Raw genomic sequence first — 20,032 nt, 5'->3', positions numbered from 1 at the left:
GTAGACAAAGGGCGAAATAATGTCGTAATAAAAAGTAGCTGCAATCTTAGAATCCATGTCTCTCATCCGTTATAGGTATTTTTTATTTCTTTAATCACTTCTTTTTGTACTCTGCGTCCAACTGGCGTAAGAAAGCCATCTTTTCTTTAATCTGCGACTCAAGACCACGCTCGACTGGTTCGTACCAATGCGGATCTTTCATGCCTTCCGGTAGATAGGTTTCACCAGTAGCGTAGCCATGAGGTTCGTCATGAGCATAGCGATATTCTTTGCCATGACCTAACTCTTGCATGAGTTTGGTGGGAGCATTGCGTAAATGATTGGGTACTGGTTTAGATTGATCTTTTGCTACATAAGCACGAGCAGCATTAAAGGCGTTGTAGCTAGCATTACTCTTAGAGGCGACCGCCAAATAAACCACCGCTTGTCCAAGGGCCGGTTCACCTTCGGGGGAGCCCAGTCTCTCATAAGTCTGCGCTGCATCATTTGCCAATTGCATTGCCCTTGGGTCTGCTAGCCCAATGTCTTCCCAGGCCATGCGAATAATCCGTCTGGCAAGATAGCGGGGGTCAACGCCACCATCTAGCATGCGGCAAAACCAATACAAGGCAGCGTCAAGGATTTGACCCTCTTACTGACTTGTGTAATGCAGAAATTTGATCGTAAAAATGATCGCCACCTTTATCAAAACGCCTTGATTGGGCGCTCAGTGCATTTTCTATAAATTGCTGGTTTACCAATTCGACTTTGGCGCTTGGCGTGAGCACTGCATTGCGTACTTGTTCCACCAGATTCAATAGGTGACGAGCATCACCATCTGCATTGGATATGAGAGTAACGATTGCTGCAGGCTCAAATTGCACTTCAGGCATTGCATGTTGATGGGCGCGATCAAATAGTATGCGTAGTTCATCGGACGTAAGAAATTTCAGTACATAAACTTGAGCGCGCGATAAAAGTGCAGAGTTCACTTCAAATGATGGGTTCTCAGTGGTGGCACCAATAAAAGTGAATAAACCAACTCCACATGAGGCAACAAGGCATCTTGCTGGCTTTTATTAAAGCGATGAATTTCATCGACAAACAAAATGGTTTGCTTGCTATATTGGGCCATGCTTTGTTGGGCTTGCTCAATCGCCTCCCGAATTTCTTTAACACCTGCTAATACGGCGGAGATGGCAATAAATTCACGATCAAATGCTTTTGCTGAGAGGCGCGCTAATGTAGTCTTACCAACCCCTGGAGGACCCCATAAAATCATTGAGTGTGGTTTGCCAGAAGCAAAAGCAAGATTTAGTGGCTTACCGCTCGCGAGTAAATGAGTCTGCCCAATCACCTCATGAATTGCTTTTGGGTCTTAGCGCTTCCGCCAGTGGTGGCGGTGGAGTGCTGTCAAAAGGCTGCTCATTGCATCATGCTTGAATAAACATAATGACTAAAGGTGCCCAAGCTAAGCATGCAGCAGCTACATAGGTCAAACGATTGCGCATGGTCATGAATGCAGAACGAGCGGCATCATCCGCAAAATAATATTGATAGGTATTCTGATCAATGTTACGTTGAATAATTAAAGTAGAAGCCAATATGAGTAGGCCTACCGGTATGTAAATTATGCAGCGCTAACCAAGTTACGAGGGCTGGGATCACACCCTAAATCCAAGCATTTCGATCTTCCCAACGGTCTCCTGTAGGTGCCTTACCTAATAGATGTAAGTTGGCTCCCTAATGCAATGCACCCATAAACGAAGTAATGACAGCGCCATAGCCCGCTAAGGATTTTGCGCTTAAATAATTGATAGGTGTTGGTGCGAGCTGCACCATTAATGCCAGCCCCACAAAAGGAATGAGACCGGCATATCCCAGTTTGCGTACTAAAGGTGGAATAGGATTCACGGTTGTCATGCTCAAGTTAACAAAAGAGCATTCAAGTTATTTGTCATAGGTATAGACGCCGCGACCGGTTTTGCGGCCAAGATAACCAGCCGCAACCATTTCACTAAGTAGTGGGCAGGGGCGATATTTTGAGTCACTAAAGTTCTCAAAATACACTTCCATCACTGCTAAGCAGGTATCGAGTCCGATTAAATCTGCCAAAGCCAGTGGGCCAATTGGTTGATTACATCCGAGCTTCATGCCAGCGTCAATATCCTCAGGACTCGCAAGTCCTTCAGATAAAACAAAGAAGGCCTCATTAATCATCGGAAGCAAAATGCGATTCACCACAAAACCAGGTGAATTCTTTGCCGTGATGGGTTCTTTGCCAACACGCTTAGCCATCTCAATAATGGCAGCGTGTGTTGCATCGCTAGTTTGTAAGCCACGAATCACCTCTACTAATGCTATGAGGGAAGGTGGGTTGAAGAAGTGCATACCAATAAAGCGCGCTGGATTGGAATCTAGTGTGGCCAGTTTAGTAATCGATAGAGAGGAAGTATTGGTAGCGATGATGGTGTCTTTGCTGACAATTTCATCAACCTGCTTCAGTATCTTTTCTTTAATGGCTTGATTTTCAGTAGCAGCTTCAATGACCAAACCCAAGCCTTTGAAATCGGCATAAGAAGTGCTGCCTTGAATACGCTTGAGGGCTGCATCTTTTGCTTCAACAGTAAGGGTTTCTTTTTTAACGAGGCGATCCAGACTTTTGCTAATTTGTTCCAGACCGCGTTGAACAGCTGCTTCATTAATATCAACCATCACTACATCTAGACCTGCCACTGCGCAAACTTGCGCAATACCATTGCCCATGGTGCCTGCGCCGATAACGCTCACTGATTGAATACTCATCTTATTTCCTCTTCTGATACTGTGTTGAACCAAATAACTGCTCTCTTGTCTTGTCATCATGCAAGGGCTTGCGTAATGCTGTTAATACTTCGCAACCACGCTGAACCGCAGGTCGCGCACCAATCTTTTCAAACCATTGTTTGAAGTGCGGATACTCATTTATGCCAATACCTTGATGGTCCATTTGGGTCGACGATGGCGGGTATTTTGTTGTTAGGGCTAATCTTCAGGAAGTCTGGTGCAAATTGATCCCCGGCACCAATATCAATTGGGTGGGCAATCCAATCGCGATTTAAACGATATCCACATTCCTCTAGCATGATGTGGACTTTATGGCCATTTGGAGTTGGCCAACTGTATACATCAATTACTTGATTCGATTTCTGTTTAGTCATTTTTCTTTTTGCTCTATCTATACTGTTTGTAAGCGTTGCAATGCTTTAGTCAATGTCTCTTCTTGTTTTGCGAAACAAAAGCGAATCACTCCAGACTCAGTAGATTTTTCATAAAAAGCTGAGACTGGAATTGCGGCAACCCCAACTTCTGTTGTAAGCCATTTACAAAAATCAGCCTCATTTAATTTGGCCTGAGGAATACCTAAAGACGAGTAATCAACGCACTGAAAATAGGTACCTGGCGTGGGAAGTAATTTAAATTTTGTTTTACTTAAGCCTGTTTTAAAAAAATCTCGCTTCGCTTGGTAAAAAGCGGGTAGCTTCAAATAATGTTCAGCTTCGGATAAATAATTTGCGATGCCATATTGCATGGGTGTATTGACGGTAAATACATTGAACTGATGCACCTTACGAAATTCTTTTGTGAGTGCTTCAGGGGTGGCAACATAGCCTACTTTCCAGCCAGTAACGTGGTAGGTCTTGCCAAAACTTGAAATAAGAAAACTTCTAGCAGCTAACTCGGGGTGCGAAGCAACGCTGTGATGCTGGGCGCCGTCGTAGACCATATGCTCGTATACCTCATCACTCAGAACCAAGATGACAGTGTTGCGCAACAGGTCTGCGAGGCGATCTAAATCCGCCTTCTCCCAAACCATGCCAGTAGGATTGTGTGGACTATTGATAATAATGAGGCGTGTTTTTAGGTTGATTGCATTTGCCAATACTTCCCAAGGAATTTCATATGAGCTCACTTGACCAGATTCATTGCGTTTTACTTCTAATGAAATTCCAATCGTTTTGCCGCCAGCTAAATCAATTGCAGGACGATAGCTATCGTAAGCTGGCTCGATAGTGATGACTTCATCCCCGGGGCTAACGCAGGCAAAGATGCTGGTGAGAATTCCTTGCGTACCGCCAGCAGTGATCGTAATCTCCATATCGGGATCGTAGTAGCGGTGGCCATATAAGCTTTGAATCTTCTTGCTGATGCCATTACGAAGTTCGGAAATCCCAATCATGGGGGAGGTATTGATTGCGATCCGTCAACATCGCTTCATTGACGTTATTAATTAACTTTCGATCGCAGGGAAAATCTGGAAATCCTTGTCCCAGATTGATGGCGTCGTGTTCCGTAGCTAGCGCAGACATTACCGTAAAGATCGTAGTCCCAACTTTTGGTAAGCGGCTTGGAAAAGAGGGTGTTGCTGGAGTGATCATGAGCGATGGAGGCGGTAAAAGGTCTTTTGGGGCGGAGATGTCCGGTAGTCGCTAGAATGGTAAAAATACATAGACAAATTGTGCCATGCTGATCGTTCTTTCACCCGCTAAATCGTTGGATTACAAGACCCCTGTGAAGGTCAAGGCGCCAACTTTGCCCGAGTTTGTCTCAGAATCTGCCAAGTTAATTGCTGATCTCAAGAAATTGGCCCCGCAAGATGTTGCTAAGCTGATGGGGTTATCAGATCAATTGGCTGCTCTGAATGTGGGTCAATATCGGGATTGGTCAAAGAAATTTACTGACGAAAATAGTAAGCCAGCGATTTATGCCTTTGACGGTGGCGTTTATGATGGTTTTGACGTCAAGACGCTGAATTCTAAATCGCTAGAATTTGCCCAAAATCATATTCGCATTTTGTCGGGCCTTTACGGCGCGCTCAGACCCTTGGATTTGATGCAGGCCTACCGCCTAGAGATGGGCACTGCTTTTCAGAATGCTCGAGGCAAAGACCTCTATGCTTTTTGGGGGAGTCGAGTGACGAAATCAATCAAAGAAGTTTTGGAGCAGCAGAAGAAACCCGTTCTCTTGAATTTGACCTCCGAGGAGTATTTCAAGGTGCTTCAGCCCGAAGAGTTGGATTGCCCAGTGATTTCACCTGTATTTCAGGATGCGAAGGATGGTAAATACAAAATCATTTCTTTTTACGCAAAGCGAGCTCGCGGCTTGATGGCTCGTTTTGTTGTTGAGAATCGCATTACCGACCCGGCAGATTTAAAGGGTTTTAATTTAGATGGATATAAATACTGTGCTGCAGAGTCTAAAGAGAATAAGCCTGTACTTAGAAGGGCAGAAAGAAAATAATGGCCGTTCATCGCACTAAAGCATCTCAACGTAACTCTCCAGAAGTGGAAAAGCTGGTGGCAGATGCCATTTCTTTGGCTGCCTCAGGGAGTCAAATTGAAGATCGTTTTTGGGAAGAGCGCCTTAATGTTCGTCTGATGCGTTTGCTCAAAAGTCAAAATCAAAATGTGATTGATGCTGCTTTAGATCAAACTTTTCGGATTAATACGGTTGCATTTGAAGTCCTGGCAGATAGTGCTGAAACGCTAGCTGAGTCATTGAGGGTTAAGCACGAGGGGCAGGAGTGGGATGTATTGTTGTTGGCAATGCCTATTGTTGCGCACACTCGATATCAGATTCCTTCTGGGCCATTGCCTGCAAATATGATTGAAGCAACTGTGCAGGCTTTACAGACTGCAATTGCATCAACCGATACACGCTTAGCCATTGTTCCTTGGCTTTACAGCATCGATCAAATGCCACAATCGCATTGCCAAACTCGCATATTGACTGAGGCTTTGGCGAGCGCTGCTATATCTGGCAAAGACGTCGAGTTAGAGTTGCGTGACATGTCAGAGACCATTGCTGTTTTAGCAGACCCCCGTTTCATCATTGCTGCCTTGAGTGCGCCTAGTGGCGCACCAATTTTCCGTTGGCAGACTGAACCACCGGCTCGACAAGAGCGTGGCGTCAGTTTGATTGATTGGCAAAATGCAATGCAAGAGCCAATAGCCTCCTTATTGCCCGGTTGTGAGTTTGAGTTGTTATTACCCGAGGCGTATTTCACGAACTGTCGTTTGGCTGATAAACATGTGCGACCCTTGAGCATTTGTGCAGCAGTCAATTTCCTAGAAAGTACGCTTGGAATATTGCCTGCTGGCCTGTCTTGTGTAGTTGGGGCCTTCGGCGAGGAACAGGCGGATGAGTACCGGATTTCTTTTAGCGCAAAAGGATCATCGGAAGTAATGTATGGCGTGATTTGGCCGTTATATGACCGTGAGAGCGTTGCAAGTGATGCTTTGAATGATCTATCGGATGATGAAAGTCCAATTAAAAAGATCTGCGATGCCTTGTATGATGCAGGCGTTGAAGATGTTTTCCGACACGCAATGTTATTTGATCCGGAGCTATGTGATGATTGTGGGGCGCCTTTATTTCCAGATCGCTCAGGTGAAGCAGTGCATGCAGAAATGTCAGAGGATGCGCCTTCACAGCAGCCATTATTTCATTAGGCAATGTATTGATTTGTAAAATAAACTGCTGCTAAAGCTTAATAACAAAAAAGCCGAGATATTCTCAGCTTTTTTGATTGATGCAGTATGAAAAATTAATTCTGCACAAATGGCTCTGCACCGGCAAACAAGTGTGGTAACTTACCAAATTTCATTTCTGCTGTTTGGCAGAAATCAGCAAGACGCACACCCGCTTTAATGTTAAATAACATAGCTTTGTTACCCAACACAACTAGGTCATAACCAGAGTTAGGATTTTTATAACGCAAACTACCTGGCAGAGAAGTTTGGCGATCCAAATCATAACTTCTAGATTCCCAAGTTAAGCGAATTTTTTCAGTGGTGCCTGAAGTTTTGAGCCGTTTGCTTTCGCTGCAGCTCCAAGTGAACTCTTCAATGGCGCTCACATTTGCTGAGCTAATAAGACCAGCAAGTAAGACGCTTACAGTGAGAAGATTTTTTTTTATGTGCAAATTTTCCTAAGAGGATTAAGAGAGCAGGTGCTTAACGCCAGCCTGTTCTTCAAGCAATTCATTCAATGTACGAGTCATGCGCTCACGAGAGAATTCATCGAGCTCTAAACCTTCGATCATCTTGTATTCGCCATTTTCACATGCTACCGGGAAGCCATAGATTACCTCAGCAGGGATGTCATATTCACCTTTAGAAGGAATACCCATAGTGACCCATTTACCATTGGTACCAAGCACCCAATCATGGATATGATCGATTGCAGCATTCGCTGCAGATGCTGCTGAAGACAAACCGCGCGCTTCAATAATTGCTGCGCCACGTTTACCAACAGTAGGAATGAAAATATCTTTGTTCCACGATGCATCGTTGATAGCGTCTTTCACTGACTTGCCATCAATTGTTGCAAAGCGATAGTCTGGATACATTGTTGGGCTATGGTTACCCCAAACAACTAATTTCTCAATATCAGCAACTGACTTGTTCAATTTGTTCGCCAATTGTGAGAGCGCGCGGTTGTGATCGAGACGCAACATAGCTGTGAAGTTCTTCGCAGGAATATCAGGTGCAGATTTCATGGCGATGTAAGCGTTAGTGTTTGCTGGGTTACCAACCACCAATACTTTTACAGTCTTCTTAGCAACGGCATTCAAGGCTTTACCTTGTGCTATGAAAATTTGTGCGTTAGCTGAGAGCAAATCTTTACGCTCCATGCCAGGACCACGTGGACGTGCACCAACCAAGAGGGCTACGTCGATATCTTTGAACGCTGTCACTGGATCGGAGTGAGCTGTCATGCCGGCCAAGAGTGGGAAAGCACAGTCTTCGAGCTCCATCATCACGCCAGTCAACGCTTTTTGAGCCTTTTCATCAGGAATCTCAAGCAATTGCAGAATTACGGGCTGATCCTTGCCCAAAAGGTCGCCATTGGCGATACGGAATAAAAGGGAATATCCGATTTGACCGGCTGCGCCGGTTACAGCGACACGCATTGGGGCTTTTGCCATTGCTTATAACTCCAGAGGAAGGTTAATTAAACGAAAACTTTTCTATTATCCATTCAAGTGTAGGGACTTTAGCTTTACACTGTCAATGATGTCTTATATAAGACTAAAATTACCTTGAATTTTATCCAATTGACACGGTCTGGAGATAATTTGTCAAATTTGACTTTGCCTGTAGCCTCATTTAGCCCTCTGTACGAACAGATTAAGGCGATGATTTTGGCTAGTTTGCAAGCCTCTGAGTGGCTTCCTGGGGAGGCTGTTCCTAGCGAAATGGAACTTTGCGGCCCATTATGCGGTGAGCCAAGGCACTGTTCGCAAGGCCATTGATGAGTTGGCAGCACAAAACTTGCTAGTCCGTCGGCAAGGTAAGGGTACTTTTGTAGTCACCCATCAAGAAGATGGCTGGCAATATCGTTTTTTACGTTTAGCGCCTGATTCCGGCGAAAAGTTCCATCTGGTTAATCAATTTTTGTCCTGCGAAAAAACCGAAGCATCAGCCTATGAAGCTAATTTGCTTAAATCTAAAGGCAGGTGACCCTCTCATTCACATTGATCGTGTTCAGAGTTTTGCTGGCAAACCGATTGTTTATGAAGAGATTTTCCTGCCAGGTGCTCGATTTAAAGATCTCGACTTGGACGCTCTGAATAATTGGCATGGCCCTGTATATGCCTTTTATGAAAGCCAGTTTGCGACTCATATGGTGCGGGCTGAGGAGAAGATTAAGGCAGTATCTGCTGACGAAACCCTGGCCAAGCATTTGCATTTGCAGGTTGGGGCGCCACTCCTTTCAGTTGAGCGGGCGGCCTTTACCTACGGGAATAAACCAGTAGAAATTCGGCATGCAAGATACGACACTTCTGAACAGCATTATGAAAACAAATTGAACTAAGTAAATTGACTGAGCTTATCCGTTAAAACCCCTACTTAACCCCTATAAACCCGTAAAAATCCCCACCACCTCTCTAAGGTTTCCTATAGAATATGTTGCGATACAACAAAACCACACTGAACCTCCACCTAAAGATAGAGATTACCCATGGTTGATTCACAGCAAAACGTTAAAAAAGACAGACCGGTTTATCGAAATATTGGTCTTGCCCAATTGATCAAGTGCCGCCTTCCTTGGGCCGGTAAGGCATCAATTCTTCATCGCATCAGCGGAGCAGTGATGTTCCTCTTGTTGCCATTCATCTTGTATCTCTTTGATCAGAGCCTTGCTTCTGAATTGAGTTACCAAAAATTCCAGGCCTTTACTACGGGCAATATCTTGGTAAAACTGATTTGTCTTGGTTTGATCTGGTGTTTCTTGCACCACTTCTGTGCTGGTATCCGCTACCTCTTGCTCGATTTAGAAATCGGCGTGGAGAGGTCTGAAGCGAATCGTTCTGCCATTGTTGTGCTGTTCCTAGGCTTAGCTTTGACTGCAGTAGTCGGTCTCAAAATGTTCGGCTTGTACTAAGCACTAACTATTTAAGGAAATTTCATGCCTATTTATCAAATTGGACCAAAGCGCTTAGTAGTAGGTGCGCATTACGGCCTTAAAGAGTGGATCATCCAGCGCGTTACTGCGATTGTGATGGTGGTATTTACCGTTGTTTTGTTAGTTGACTACTGCATTACTGGCAGCGCTACCTACGAAGGTTGGTCGGGATTGTTTAGCGGTCAAGTGATGAAGTTGCTCACACTGTTGGCTTTCATTAGTTTGTTCTATCACGCTTGGATTGGCGTTCGTGACATCTGGATGGATTACATCAAGCCTGTCAGCATTCGTTTGACGCTCCAAGTGTTAACTGTCTTGTATCTCGTAGCCTGTGCGGCTTATGCTGTGCAAATTTTGTGGAAAGTGTAATCGATGACTGCAATTAAAAAATCATTGCCACGCCGCCGTTTTGATGCGGTGATTGTTGGTGCGGGTGGTTCCGGAATGCGTGCTTCTTTGCAATTAGCTGAGGCCGGATTGAATGTTGCGGTACTGACTAAGGTGTTCCCAACACGTTCGCACACAGTTGCTGCGCAAGGTGGTATCGGCGCTTCTTTAGGCAACATGAGTGAAGACAATTGGCACTATCATTTTTACGACACTATCAAAGGATCCGACTGGTTAGGTGACCAAGACGTGATCGAACTTATGTGTCGCGAAGCTCCAAAAGTTGTTTATGAGTTAGAGCATTTTGGTATGCCGTTTGACCGCAATCCTGAAGGCACGATTTATCAGCGTCCATTCGGTGGCCATACTGCAAACTATGGCGAGAAGCCAGTGCAACGTGCTTGCGCTGCTGCTGACCGTACTGGCCACGCGATGTTGCATACTTTGTATCAACGTAACGTACGTGCAAAAACCAATTTCTTTGTTGAGTGGCTTGCACTAGATTTGATCCGTGACGATAAAGGCGATGTAGTTGGTGTAACCGCTCTCGAAATGGAAACCGGACAAGTCTACATCTTGGAAGCCAAGATTGTGATGTTGGCAACTGGTGGTGCAGGTCGTATTTGGGATACATCTACCAACGCACTTATTAATACCGGTGACGGTATGGGCCTTGCAGCCCGCGCAGACATTCCATTGGAAGACATGGAGTTCTGGCAATTCCATCCAACTGGCGTAGCCGGTGCGGGCGTGTTGTTGACAGAAGGTTGCCGCGGTGAAGGCGGTGTCTTGCGTAATAAAGATGGTGAGCGTTTCATGGAGCGCTATGCACCAACTTTGAAAGATTTGGCTCCACGTGATTTCGTATCTCGCTCTATGGACCAAGAGATTAAAGAAGGGCGTGGTTGTGGTCCTAATGGTGACTATGTTGTGCTCGATTTGACGCACATTGGTGCCGATACCATCATGAAGCGTTTGCCTTCTGTATATGAAATCGGTATTAACTTTGCTAACGTTGACGTGACTAAAGAGCCGATTCCAGTTGTGCCAACCATTCACTATCAGATGGGCGGCATTCCTACCAACATCAATGGTCAAGTTGTTGTGCCTGCAAATGGCATCAATAATGAAATCGTGAATGGCTTGTATGCCATCGGCGAGTGCTCATGCGCATCAGTGCACGGTGCAAATCGTTTAGGCACGAACTCATTGCTTGACCTCTTGGTGTTCGGTCGTGCAGCTGGTAATCACATTGTTGGTCTTGACCTTAAGAATCGTGAATTCAAGCCATTGCCCGCAAATGCTGGTGAGCAAACATTGGAGCGTATTGCGAAGTTGGATAACTCCACTTCTGGCGAATACGCACAAGACGTTGCAAATGACATTCGCAAATGCATGCAGAAATACGCTGGTGTATTCCGCAATCAAGAGTTGATGGACGAAGGTGTTCGTCAAATGGCTAAATTGACAGAGCGCGCTAAGCACTTATGGGTTAAAGATAAATCCGAAATTTTCAATACAGCCCGTATTGAAGCTTTGGAAGTTGCTAACTTAGTTGAGACTGCAAACGCAACTATGATTTCTGCGGCGGCTCGTAAAGAAAGTCGTGGAGCTCACTCACATGATGACCATCCTCATCGTGATGATGAGAACTGGATGAAGCACACGCTTTGGTATAGCGAGGGCAATCAGCTTGCTTACAAGCCAGTTATTTTGAAGCCTTTAACAGTTGAGTCCTTCCCACCTAAAGAACGTACTTTCTAAGCGAAGAGAAATAGAAAATGAGTGATATCCGTATATTCGAAATTTACCGCTACGACCCAGATGTCGATGCAGCTCCACGCATGGAACGCTATGAGTTAGAACTCACTGGTGAGCGTATGTTGTTGGACGCTTTGATTTCTTTGAAAAAGCAAGACGAAACGATTTCTTACCGTCGCTCATGCCGTGAAGGTGTATGCGGTTCAGATGCAATGAACATCAATGGTAAAAATGGTTTGGCTTGTTTGACTAATATGTTGACTTTGCCTAAGGTTATCATATTGCGGCCATTGCCTGGCTTGCCAGTTGTGCGCGATTTGATAGTCGACATGACTTTGTTCTTCAAGCAATATTTGTCTATTAAGCCTTACTTGGTAAACGACAATCCATCTCCTGAGAAAGAGCGTCTCCAGAGTCCTGAAGAGCGCGAAGAGTTGAATGGTTTGTATGAGTGCATCTTATGTGCTTCATGCTCAACTTCATGCCCATCTTTCTGGTGGAACCCAGATAAGTTCGTTGGTCCAGCTGGTTTGCTGCAGGCGTATCGCTTTATTGCTGACAGTCGTGACGAAGAAACGAATTTGCGTTTGGATAACTTAGAGGATCCATACCGCTTATTCCGTTGCCATACCATCATGAATTGCGTGGATGTGTGTCCTAAGCACTTAAATCCTACGAAGGCAATTGGCAAGATCAAGGAGTTGATGGTACGCAGGGCAGTATGACCCTCAGCAATGCAGAGCTATATCGTTTAAAGAGTGATGCTCGCAGGGGTTTGCTGGAGAACGATTTAATTCTGCAACGTTTCTTTGAGCGTTATGGCTCTCAGTTAAGCGTAGAAGATGGAAAAGTATTAAGCCAGTTATTGGTCTTAGATGACAATGACCTGATGGATTTATTAATTGGTCGCAAAGATTCTGTGGCAAGTTTGGAGAAAGAGATGCAAGAAAACTCTTTCAAGACAGTTTTACAAAGGTTGAGAGAGAAGTAATTCAACTTTTTGGTGCAGTAGTTGTAAGAGCATGTGATCGAATAGTGTATTAATCATAATTTTTGAATGACTAAGGATTAGAAATGATTGAATCGGACATCAAGGCAAAACTCTCGTTTTCGGATGGAACACCAGATATTGATCTGCCAATTTATAAAGGGACAGTGGGTCCTGACGTAATTGACATTCGCAAGCTCTATGGTCAGACTGGTAAGTTCACTTACGATTCCGGCTTCCTTTCTACTGCGTCATGCAATAGCAAAATTACTTATATCGATGGCGATAAAGGTGAGTTGCTCTATCGTGGTTACCCAATCGAAGATTTGGCAAACAACGGCGACTTCTTGGAAGTTTGCTATCTCTTGATTAATGGTGAATTGCCTAACGCAAAAGAGAAAAAAGAATTCGACGAAATGGTTATGCACCACACGATGGTTCATGAGCAAATGCAATTCTTCTTGCGTGGCTTCCGCCGCGATGCGCATCCAATGTCTGTATTGACAGGCTTGGTTGGTGCAATGGCTGCGTTCTACCATGATGAGATTGATTACAGTCAGCCTAAAGCACGTGAAGTAGCGCAAATTCGTTTGATTGCAAAGATGCCAACCTTAGTCGCGATGGCTTATAAGTATTCAGTAGGACAACCATTTATCTATCCAGATAACTCTTTGTCCTATACGGCTAACTTCATGCGCATGATGTTTGCAACGCCATGCGAAGAGTACAAAGTAAATCCAGTATTGGTACGCGCTTTGGATCGCATCTTCACATTGCATGCTGATCATGAGCAAAATGCTTCTACATCAACAGTACGCTTGTGCGGCTCTTCAGGCACCAATCCATTTGCAGCGATTTCTGCTGGTATTGCTTGCCTCTGGGGTCCAGCACACGGTGGTGCGAACGAAGCTTGCTTGCAGATGTTGAACGAGATTCAAGCTCAAGGTGGTGTAGATAAGATTCATGAATTCATTGCCCAAGTAAAAGGCAAGAACTCAAGCGTTCGCTTGATGGGCTTTGGTCACCGCGTTTACAAGAACTTCGACCCACGTGCTAAGTTAATGCGTGAGACATGCTATGAAGTATTGAATGAATTAGGTCTCCAAGATGATCCATTATTCAAGTTGGCAATGACTCTTGAGAAGATTGCTTTGGAAGATGATTATTTCGTTAGCCGTAAGCTTTATCCAAACGTAGACTTCTACTCAGGTATCGTGCAACGTGCATTGGGTATTCCAACAGAGATGTTTACCTGTATTTTTGCTTTGGCAAGAACAGTAGGTTGGATTGCGCAGTGGGAAGAAATGATTACTGATCCTGAGTACAAGATTGGACGTCCGCGTCAGTTGTACGTTGGCGAAACTTCCCGCAAGGTTCCAAATATTACAGTTCGTAAATAAGGTTTTATAAGGTCACTCATGTCTCGTACGCTTTATGACAAATTGTGGGATGACCACGTTGTTTACTCTGAAGAGGATGGCACAGCCACGATATATATTGATCGTCAGTTGCTTCATGAGGTAACTAGTCCTCAGGCGTTTGAAGGTTTAAATTTGGCTGGCCGTCCGGTTTGGCGTATCTCTGCTAATTTGGCAGTATCCGATCACAACGTTCCAACAACGGACCGTTCTGAAGGTATTACAGATCTGATTTCCAAGTTACAAGTAGATACCTTAGATCAAAACTGTGATGCTTTCGGTATAACGCAATACAAGATGAACGACACCCGTCAGGGTATTGTTCACGTCATTGGACCAGAGCAGGGCGCTACCTTGCCTGGTATGACCGTGGTCTGTGGTGATTCCCATACCAGTACGCATGGCGCATTTGGTGCATTAGCATTTGGTATTGGAACGTCCGAAGTGGAGCATGTATTAGCTACACAAACTTTGCTCATGAAAAAGAGTAAGAACATGCTGGTGCGGGTTAACGGTCGTTTGCAGCCTGGTTCTACCGCAAAAGATATCGTACTCGCAGTCATCGGCAAAATTGGTACTGCTGGCGGAACTGGTTATACCATTGAGTTTGCTGGTGAAGCCATTCGCAACCTTTCAATGGAAGGTCGCATGACTCTTTGCAATATGGCGATTGAGGCTGGCGCACGCGCTGGTTTAGTGGCTGTAGACGAAACAACCATTGAATATATTCAGGGTCGTCCGTACGCGCCGAAGGGCCCTACAATGTTGCAAGCTTTGCAATACTGGAGAACTTTGCATTCGGATGCTGATGCCAAATTTGATGCAGTCGTTGAGTTGCGTGCAGAAGAAATTGCTCCACAAGTTACCTGGGGTACTTCACCCGAGATGGTGCTGGCTATTAGCGAGCGTGTACCTGACCCAGAAAAAGAACGCGATCCAAACAAGCGCTCAGCAATGGAGCGTGCTTTGGAGTACATGAATCTTGTACCGAATACTCCATTAAGTAGTATCTCGATAGATAAGGTATTTATTGGTTCTTGCACCAATAGTCGTATTGAAGATATGCGCGCCGCCGCTAAAGTGGTTGACCGCTTGGGCAAGAAGGTTGCCGCTAATGTGAAATTGGCATTAGTTGTTCCGGGATCTGGTTTGGTAAAAGCGCAAGCAGAGCGTGAAGGTTTAGATCGCATATTTAAGGCGGCTGGTTTTGAATGGCGCGAACCAGGTTGTTCCATGTGTTTAGCTATGAATGCTGATCGCTTGGAGCCGGGAGAGCGCTGCGCTTCAACCTCTAATCGTAACTTTGAGGGTCGTCAAGGTAATGGTGGGCGCACCCATTTAGTAAGTCCTGCGATGGCTGCTGCTGCCGCTATTGAAGGCCACTTTGTTGACGTTCGTAAGATTTCATAAAGGCAATCAACATGAAATTTTCTTCTCTCTTTGATCTCTAAACTAGCAATTGTGGGCGTGACTGGATTGATGATTTCCGCTTGCAGCAGCACAATGGAAAGTGTCGGTAAAGATTTGCAGAACATGGGAACGTCCATGGGTGGCTCAAGCAATACCCAGCAAAACAATCAATCTCAAACAAAGGGTAAAGATGTAGTTGTTACCCCTGTGAAGTAATTAATTAGAGTTAACATCGAATCATGGAAAAATTTACGGTATACAAAGGCTTAGTAGCTCCGCTTAATCGCGAGAACGTGGATACCGACGCTATCATCCCAAAGCAGTTTTTAAAATCCATCAAGAAGACTGGATTTGGTCAAAATCTGTTTGATGAATGGCGTTACCTTGATCATGGTGAACCAGGCCGGGATTGCAGCACTCGCCCCCTTAATCCCGACTTTGTTCTTAACCAGCCTCGTTATAAGGGCGCTGGAATTTTATTGGCACGCAAAAACTTTGGGTGCGGCAGTTCACGTGAACATGCACCATGGGCTCTCGATCAGTATGGTTTCAGAGCAGTGATTGCTCCCAGCTTTGCCGACATTTTCTATAACAATTGCTTCAAAAATGGTGTTTTACCCATTGTTTTGACAGAAATGCAGGTTGACCATCTTTTTAATGAAACCCAAGCATTTACTGGCTATCAATTAACGATTGACTTAGATGCTCAGCAAGTAATTACCCCAGATGGCACTGCTTATAGCTTTGACGTTGCCCCTTTTAGAAAATACTGCCTACTGAACGGCTTAGACGATATTGGCTTAACCCTGCAACATGCAGATAAAATTAAGGCTTATGAAGCTGAGCGCATTTTGAAGATGCCTTGGCTTGCAACTCAATTGCCGTAATTTTGTTGATTTAAAGGCCTTTCATGAAAATTGCAGTTCTCCCGGGCGATGGTATCGGCCCGGAAATCGTTGCTCAAGCCGTTCGAGTGCTCCAAGCACTGGGCCCTAAGTTTGATTTAGAAGAGGCTCCAGTAGGTGGCGTTGCGTACGATATCGCAGGTCATCCCTTACCACCTGCAACTTTAGAGTTGGCTGAAAAGGCTGATGCAATTTTATTTGGTTCGGTTGGTGATTGGAAATACGATACGCTTGCACGCGAACTTCGCCCCGAGCAAGCGATTCTCGGTTTACGTAAACATTTAGAGCTGTTCGCAAACTTCAGACCCGCTATTTGCTATCCAGAACTTACAGGAGCGTCTAGTCTTAAGCCTGAAATTATTGGTGGCTTAGATATATTGATCGTGCGCGAATTAAACGGCGACATTTACTTTGGTCAACCAAGAGGTAATCGTGAATCAGAGCATGCATTATTTAAAGGTGCTCGTGAATGTTTTGACACCATGCACTACAGCGAACCAGAAGTAGAGCGCATTGGACACGTTGCATTCGATGCGGCTCGTAAGCGTAATAAAAAAGTGTGTAGCGTTGATAAAGCAAACGTTTTGGAAACCTCACAACTTTGGCGCGAAGTGATGATTGAAGTTGCTAAAGATTATCCAGATGTTGAGTTAACGCATATGTATGTAGATAACGCAGCAATGCAATTGGTAAAGGCGCCGAAGGCATTTGATGTGGTTGTGACTGGAAATTTATTTGGCGATATTCTGTCCGATGAAGCCGCTATGTTGACTGGTTCCATTGGTATGCTGCCATCAGCCTCATTGGATAAGAATAATAAGGGCTTGTATGAGCCTAGCCATGGCTCTGCGCCGGATATTGCTGGTAAAGGTATCGCCAATCCATTGGCAATCATTTTATCTGCTGCAATGATGTTGCGTTATTCCTTGGGGATGACGGCGGAAGCAGATCGTATTGAAAAAGCAGTGCAGAAAGTATTGGCAAAAGGTTTACGCACGGCCGATATTTATACCGAGGGCACGCAAAAAGTGTCTACGGTGCAGATGGGTGATGCCGTAGTTGCAGCACTCTCATAAATAGAAATTTATTTTTTAAAAATAGTAGTTACAAAAGTATTTAAATAGGCAATCAAATTCACTAGATAGTTAATGATCATGGCAAATACAAAAACACCTTTGGTTGGTTTAGTCGGCTGGCGCGGTATGGTTGGCAGCGTTCTCATGGAGAGAATGTTGGCTGAGAAGGACTTCGATTTTATCGAGCCTGTATTTTTTAGCACAAGTCAAGCTGGCGGCGAAGTGCCTTTGCTGAATGGGCAAAAAGTAACCAAGAGTGAAAGTGCCTTGCAAGATGCGAATGATATCAGGGCACTGTCCCGTTGCGACATTATCTTGACTTGCCAAGGTGGTGACTATACAAATGATATTTTCCCTAAGCTGCGCGCGGCGGGATGGAATGGTCATTGGATTGATGCGGCTAGTGCATTGCGTATGAAAGATGATGCAGTATTGGTTTTGGATCCAGTGAAGCGCTCTGTAATAGATAAAGCGCTAGCAGCAGGCGGCAAAAATTGGATCGGCGCCAATTGCACTGTGAGCTTGATGATGATGGCTATGGGCGGCTTAGTTAAAGCTGACATGGTTGAGTGGATTAGCGCCATGACTTACCAGGCAGCCTCTGGTGCTGGCGCTCAAAATATGCGTGAATTGCTGCTCCAGATGGGGGCATTGCGTGATAGCGTCGCAACTGAGTTAGCAGATCCATCTTCATGGATATTGGATATTGATCGCAAAGTGACCGAGACTTTGCGTTCTGCTGATTTTCCGAAAAAGAATTTTCGCAACACAGCCTTAGCTGGTAGCTTGATTCCTTGGATCGACGTGCCAGTTGAGAATGGTCAGACCAAAGAAGAGTGGAAGGGTGGCGCTGAGTTCAATAAGATCTTAGGTCGTCCAGCGTTTCGTACGGCAGGAAGTATTCCAATCGATGGTCTATGCGTTCGCGTTGGCGCGATGCGTTGCCATTCACAGGGCTTGACTGTCAAATTGAAAAAAGACATTCCTCTTCAAGAGATTGAAGCCATTTTGGCGGCAGATAATCAGTGGGTCAAAGTGGTTCCAAACGACCGCGAAACTACTGAGCGCGATTTATCACCTGCGGCTGTAAGCGGTACTTTAACTGTGCCTATTGGACGCTTGCACAAACTGGCAATGGGCCCAGAATATTTAGGCGCATTCACAGTTGGCGATCAATTATTGTGGGGTGCTGCTGAGCCGTTGCGCCGTATGTTGCGTATTTTGCTTGAGAAGTAATTTATCCCTTATGTTTTGTAATAGCCGGCTAGGTTTGATAAAGCTGCTTAGCTTTATTTTGCTTGGCTGGTCAACTTTGGCTGGCGCCCTTACTTTGGGTGCCCCTCAGTTGCAATCACGTTCTGGTGAGCCACTACGTATAGAGATTCCTATTCGGGTGAATACGGATGAGCAGAGTGCTTTATCGAGCCTGACGGTCAAGATTCCAAACAAAGCAAGCTATAAGCGCTTGGGTATTCCACCAAAAATATTGGAACTCAATCCTCAGGCGATGGTGTATCGCAATCGCCAAGAGAAGTTAATGGCCTTGGTGGAAACGGTCAATCCTGTTCCGCTTTCAGATGATCCATTTTTGGATATCTTGGTTAATCTGAATTGGGCTAGTGGTAGCTTAACTAAAACCTTTATCCTATTGCTTGGTGATGTACAAAAGGTAACTGTAAAGCCGGGTCAAACTTTGTCAGAGATTGCCGCAGTCATGGTGCCACAGTTAGCTGGTGCAACTTTAGATCAAACGATGATGGCTTTATATAAGGCCAATCCAGGTGCTTTTGCCAGTGGCAGTATTAATCGTTTGGCTGCGGGTGCTGAATTAAATAAGCTTAGTCAGGCGCTATTGCGTTCTATTAGCCCTGTAGAGGCCAATCAGTTTGTAGTAGATGCAAACGAGCAATGGCGTCAAGAGCGTGGCGAAAAAGATGCAGGGACTAGTGGGGGCAAGTCAGACAGCACTAAGTCGAATGATATTGCTGCAAAGGATCGTCTCAAGATTGGGTCTAGTGCTGAGGGTAATGAGCAGGAACGACGTTACACAGAAGAGTTAGTTGCTCAAGAGAAAATGTTAGAGCAAACCAAAGCACGCGTAGCTGAACTTGAAAAAAATATTGCCGCTTTGCAAAAGCTCTTGGATAAGTCCAAAGAGAAAAAAGCGGTAGAGAGCAACTTTGGTTTGGGTGGCTTTGGTCCAGCCATTCTGGCAATCGCATTAATCATTTTGACTGGGTTGTTGTGGGGCTTAGCCCGCAATGCGCGCCGTTCAGGAGCGCCCAATTTTACCACTTCAACGCATGTCGATACAAAAGATCAGCATGTATCTAAAGATGAGAAGCCTGCCGCAGGCTCTCATTTTGAAATGCCTGCTCGTGCCAAAGCTTTGTTTGAAGGGATTGATCTTGACCTTTCAAAACCGAATAAAGAGTTCGCATCTGCAGCGAATGCCCTTGCATTAAATCCGCTAGCCGACACTTTGCGCGTCAAGCTCAACCTAGCCCGTGCTTACATTACCATTGAAGACTTTTCTGCTGCTAAAAAGTCGATTGAAGAAGTGCTACAGGTGAGTAATTCTGTTGATCCAGCAATCACGATATTGAAGCTTGAAGCGCAGAGCTTATTGGCGGAAATCTCGCATCGCAATACCTAAAC

The 20,032-nt window shown here is 45.0% G+C and carries 21 protein-coding genes and 3 pseudogenes; 16 read left to right on the top strand and 8 right to left on the bottom strand.

All coding sequences use genetic code 11. The features are described 5' to 3' along the window. Nucleotides 1-94: 94 nt before the first annotated feature. The 6 genes and pseudogenes from DXE37_RS06595 to DXE37_RS06575 all read right to left on the bottom strand — a co-directional run bounded on the left by DXE37_RS06595 (nt 95) and on the right by DXE37_RS06575 (nt 4,397). Nucleotides 95-1,373 (bottom strand): annotated as a pseudogene (locus DXE37_RS06595) (replication-associated recombination protein A). A 39-nt stretch (nt 1,374-1,412) separates the two neighbouring features. Then, entirely contained in the window at nt 1,413-1,583 is a 171-nt protein-coding gene (locus tag DXE37_RS11505) for a hypothetical protein (protein WP_197713130.1), read from the bottom strand. Between the two features lie 139 nt (nt 1,584-1,722). Then, nucleotides 1,723-1,902 (bottom strand): DUF3429 domain-containing protein, encoded by a 180-nt coding sequence (locus DXE37_RS11500; RefSeq protein WP_197713129.1) that lies wholly within the window; start codon nt 1,900-1,902, stop codon nt 1,723-1,725. Nucleotides 1,903-1,929: 27 nt separating this feature from the next. Continuing rightward, on the bottom strand, nt 1,930-2,784 hold the full coding sequence (locus tag DXE37_RS06585) for a 3-hydroxybutyryl-CoA dehydrogenase (RefSeq protein WP_114636957.1): 855 nt from the start codon (nt 2,782-2,784) through the stop codon (nt 1,930-1,932). Nucleotide 2,785: 1 nt separating this feature from the next. Continuing rightward, nucleotides 2,786-3,179, bottom strand: a pseudogene (locus tag DXE37_RS06580) (hypothetical protein). A gap of 17 nt (nt 3,180-3,196) precedes the next feature. Continuing rightward, nucleotides 3,197-4,397, bottom strand: a pseudogene (locus tag DXE37_RS06575) (pyridoxal phosphate-dependent aminotransferase). 85 nt (nt 4,398-4,482) lie between these two features. Here DXE37_RS06575 and yaaA point away from each other — a divergent pair. Together yaaA and DXE37_RS06565 are read left to right on the top strand one after the other, a co-directional pair. Continuing rightward, nucleotides 4,483-5,259, top strand: coding sequence for a peroxide stress protein YaaA (gene yaaA / locus DXE37_RS06570; RefSeq protein ID WP_114636956.1), 777 nt, complete (start codon nt 4,483-4,485; stop codon nt 5,257-5,259). Next, nucleotides 5,259-6,470, top strand: coding sequence for a DUF2863 family protein (locus DXE37_RS06565; RefSeq protein WP_114636955.1), 1,212 nt, complete (start codon nt 5,259-5,261; stop codon nt 6,468-6,470). Before yaaA ends, DXE37_RS06565 begins: the two co-directional genes overlap by 1 nt. A gap of 95 nt (nt 6,471-6,565) precedes the next feature. Here DXE37_RS06565 and DXE37_RS06560 read toward each other — a convergent pair whose 3' ends face one another. Then, a complete protein-coding gene (locus DXE37_RS06560; RefSeq protein WP_231971208.1) occupies nt 6,566-6,877 on the bottom strand; it encodes a hypothetical protein in 312 nt (103 codons plus the stop codon). 81 nt (nt 6,878-6,958) lie between these two features. Further along, nucleotides 6,959-7,948 carry a malate dehydrogenase gene (locus DXE37_RS06555; RefSeq protein ID WP_114636954.1) on the bottom strand — a complete coding sequence of 330 codons (990 nt, stop codon included), beginning with the start codon at nt 7,946-7,948 and terminating at the stop codon, nt 6,959-6,961. 295 nt (nt 7,949-8,243) lie between these two features. Between DXE37_RS06555 and DXE37_RS14050 the strand changes: the two genes are divergently transcribed. From DXE37_RS14050 to DXE37_RS06490, 14 genes are all read left to right on the top strand, one after another. After that, nucleotides 8,244-8,483: a GntR family transcriptional regulator gene (locus tag DXE37_RS14050; RefSeq protein WP_331852133.1), complete on the top strand. Its 240-nt coding sequence runs from the start codon at nt 8,244-8,246 to the stop codon at nt 8,481-8,483. Beyond that, nucleotides 8,449-8,838, top strand: coding sequence for a GntR family transcriptional regulator (locus DXE37_RS14045; protein WP_331852132.1), 390 nt, complete (start codon nt 8,449-8,451; stop codon nt 8,836-8,838). Before DXE37_RS14050 ends, DXE37_RS14045 begins: the two co-directional genes overlap by 35 nt. A gap of 147 nt (nt 8,839-8,985) precedes the next feature. Continuing rightward, the gene (sdhC, locus tag DXE37_RS06545) at nt 8,986-9,408 is read left to right on the top strand and encodes a succinate dehydrogenase, cytochrome b556 subunit (protein ID WP_114636953.1); all 423 of its coding nucleotides are present in this window, start codon (nt 8,986-8,988) and stop codon (nt 9,406-9,408) included. A 24-nt stretch (nt 9,409-9,432) separates the two neighbouring features. After that, the gene (sdhD, locus tag DXE37_RS06540) at nt 9,433-9,798 is read left to right on the top strand and encodes a succinate dehydrogenase, hydrophobic membrane anchor protein (protein WP_114636952.1); all 366 of its coding nucleotides are present in this window, start codon (nt 9,433-9,435) and stop codon (nt 9,796-9,798) included. A 3-nt stretch (nt 9,799-9,801) separates the two neighbouring features. Next, nucleotides 9,802-11,580, top strand: a complete 1,779-nt coding sequence (gene sdhA, locus DXE37_RS06535; protein WP_114636951.1) for a succinate dehydrogenase flavoprotein subunit — start codon at nt 9,802-9,804, stop codon at nt 11,578-11,580. A gap of 17 nt (nt 11,581-11,597) precedes the next feature. Then, nucleotides 11,598-12,302 (top strand): succinate dehydrogenase iron-sulfur subunit, encoded by a 705-nt coding sequence (locus DXE37_RS06530; RefSeq protein WP_114636950.1) that lies wholly within the window; start codon nt 11,598-11,600, stop codon nt 12,300-12,302. After that, complete coding sequence (locus DXE37_RS06525) at nt 12,299-12,568, top strand: succinate dehydrogenase assembly factor 2 (RefSeq protein ID WP_114636949.1); 270 nt, start codon at nt 12,299-12,301, stop codon at nt 12,566-12,568. The genes DXE37_RS06530 and DXE37_RS06525 overlap by 4 nt, the downstream gene beginning before the upstream one ends. Before the next feature lie 83 nt (nt 12,569-12,651). Further along, nucleotides 12,652-13,965: a citrate synthase gene (gene gltA, locus DXE37_RS06520; protein ID WP_114636948.1), complete on the top strand. Its 1,314-nt coding sequence runs from the start codon at nt 12,652-12,654 to the stop codon at nt 13,963-13,965. 18 nt (nt 13,966-13,983) lie between these two features. After that, complete coding sequence (gene leuC, locus DXE37_RS06515; RefSeq protein WP_114636947.1) at nt 13,984-15,393, top strand: 3-isopropylmalate dehydratase large subunit; 1,410 nt, start codon at nt 13,984-13,986, stop codon at nt 15,391-15,393. A 30-nt stretch (nt 15,394-15,423) separates the two neighbouring features. Continuing rightward, complete coding sequence (locus tag DXE37_RS06510; RefSeq protein WP_114636946.1) at nt 15,424-15,609, top strand: hypothetical protein; 186 nt, start codon at nt 15,424-15,426, stop codon at nt 15,607-15,609. A 23-nt stretch (nt 15,610-15,632) separates the two neighbouring features. Continuing rightward, nucleotides 15,633-16,280: a 3-isopropylmalate dehydratase small subunit gene (gene leuD / locus DXE37_RS06505; RefSeq protein ID WP_114636945.1), complete on the top strand. Its 648-nt coding sequence runs from the start codon at nt 15,633-15,635 to the stop codon at nt 16,278-16,280. 23 nt (nt 16,281-16,303) lie between these two features. After that, nucleotides 16,304-17,374, top strand: coding sequence for a 3-isopropylmalate dehydrogenase (gene leuB, locus DXE37_RS06500; RefSeq protein WP_114636944.1), 1,071 nt, complete (start codon nt 16,304-16,306; stop codon nt 17,372-17,374). A 78-nt stretch (nt 17,375-17,452) separates the two neighbouring features. After that, nucleotides 17,453-18,610: an aspartate-semialdehyde dehydrogenase gene (asd, locus tag DXE37_RS06495; protein WP_114637558.1), complete on the top strand. Its 1,158-nt coding sequence runs from the start codon at nt 17,453-17,455 to the stop codon at nt 18,608-18,610. A 34-nt stretch (nt 18,611-18,644) separates the two neighbouring features. Further along, the gene (locus DXE37_RS06490; protein WP_231971207.1) at nt 18,645-20,030 is read left to right on the top strand and encodes a FimV/HubP family polar landmark protein; all 1,386 of its coding nucleotides are present in this window, start codon (nt 18,645-18,647) and stop codon (nt 20,028-20,030) included. Nucleotides 20,031-20,032 lie beyond the last annotated feature (2 nt).

Source organism: Polynucleobacter necessarius, assembly GCF_900095205.1.
Lineage (GTDB): Bacteria > Pseudomonadota > Gammaproteobacteria > Burkholderiales > Burkholderiaceae > Polynucleobacter > Polynucleobacter necessarius_E.
The sequence above is the reverse complement of the archived record's forward strand: the minus strand, read 5'-3'. Positions and strand labels throughout refer to the sequence as shown.

Coding starts and splice junctions, on each gene's coding strand:
- DXE37_RS11500 (WP_197713129.1), bottom strand. CDS start 1,902: ATGACAACCGTGAATCCTATTCCACCTTTAGTACGCAAACTGGGATAT.
- DXE37_RS06585 (WP_114636957.1), bottom strand. CDS start 2,784: ATGAGTATTCAATCAGTGAGCGTTATCGGCGCAGGCACCATGGGCAAT.
- yaaA (WP_114636956.1), top strand. CDS start 4,483: ATGCTGATCGTTCTTTCACCCGCTAAATCGTTGGATTACAAGACCCCT.
- DXE37_RS06565 (WP_114636955.1), top strand. CDS start 5,259: ATGGCCGTTCATCGCACTAAAGCATCTCAACGTAACTCTCCAGAAGTG.
- DXE37_RS06555 (WP_114636954.1), bottom strand. CDS start 7,948: ATGGCAAAAGCCCCAATGCGTGTCGCTGTAACCGGCGCAGCCGGTCAA.
- DXE37_RS14045 (WP_331852132.1), top strand. CDS start 8,449: ATGAAGCTAATTTGCTTAAATCTAAAGGCAGGTGACCCTCTCATTCAC.
- sdhC (WP_114636953.1), top strand. CDS start 8,986: ATGGTTGATTCACAGCAAAACGTTAAAAAAGACAGACCGGTTTATCGA.
- sdhD (WP_114636952.1), top strand. CDS start 9,433: ATGCCTATTTATCAAATTGGACCAAAGCGCTTAGTAGTAGGTGCGCAT.
- sdhA (WP_114636951.1), top strand. CDS start 9,802: ATGACTGCAATTAAAAAATCATTGCCACGCCGCCGTTTTGATGCGGTG.
- DXE37_RS06530 (WP_114636950.1), top strand. CDS start 11,598: ATGAGTGATATCCGTATATTCGAAATTTACCGCTACGACCCAGATGTC.
- DXE37_RS06525 (WP_114636949.1), top strand. CDS start 12,299: ATGACCCTCAGCAATGCAGAGCTATATCGTTTAAAGAGTGATGCTCGC.
- gltA (WP_114636948.1), top strand. CDS start 12,652: ATGATTGAATCGGACATCAAGGCAAAACTCTCGTTTTCGGATGGAACA.
- leuC (WP_114636947.1), top strand. CDS start 13,984: ATGTCTCGTACGCTTTATGACAAATTGTGGGATGACCACGTTGTTTAC.
- leuD (WP_114636945.1), top strand. CDS start 15,633: ATGGAAAAATTTACGGTATACAAAGGCTTAGTAGCTCCGCTTAATCGC.
- leuB (WP_114636944.1), top strand. CDS start 16,304: ATGAAAATTGCAGTTCTCCCGGGCGATGGTATCGGCCCGGAAATCGTT.
- asd (WP_114637558.1), top strand. CDS start 17,453: ATGGCAAATACAAAAACACCTTTGGTTGGTTTAGTCGGCTGGCGCGGT.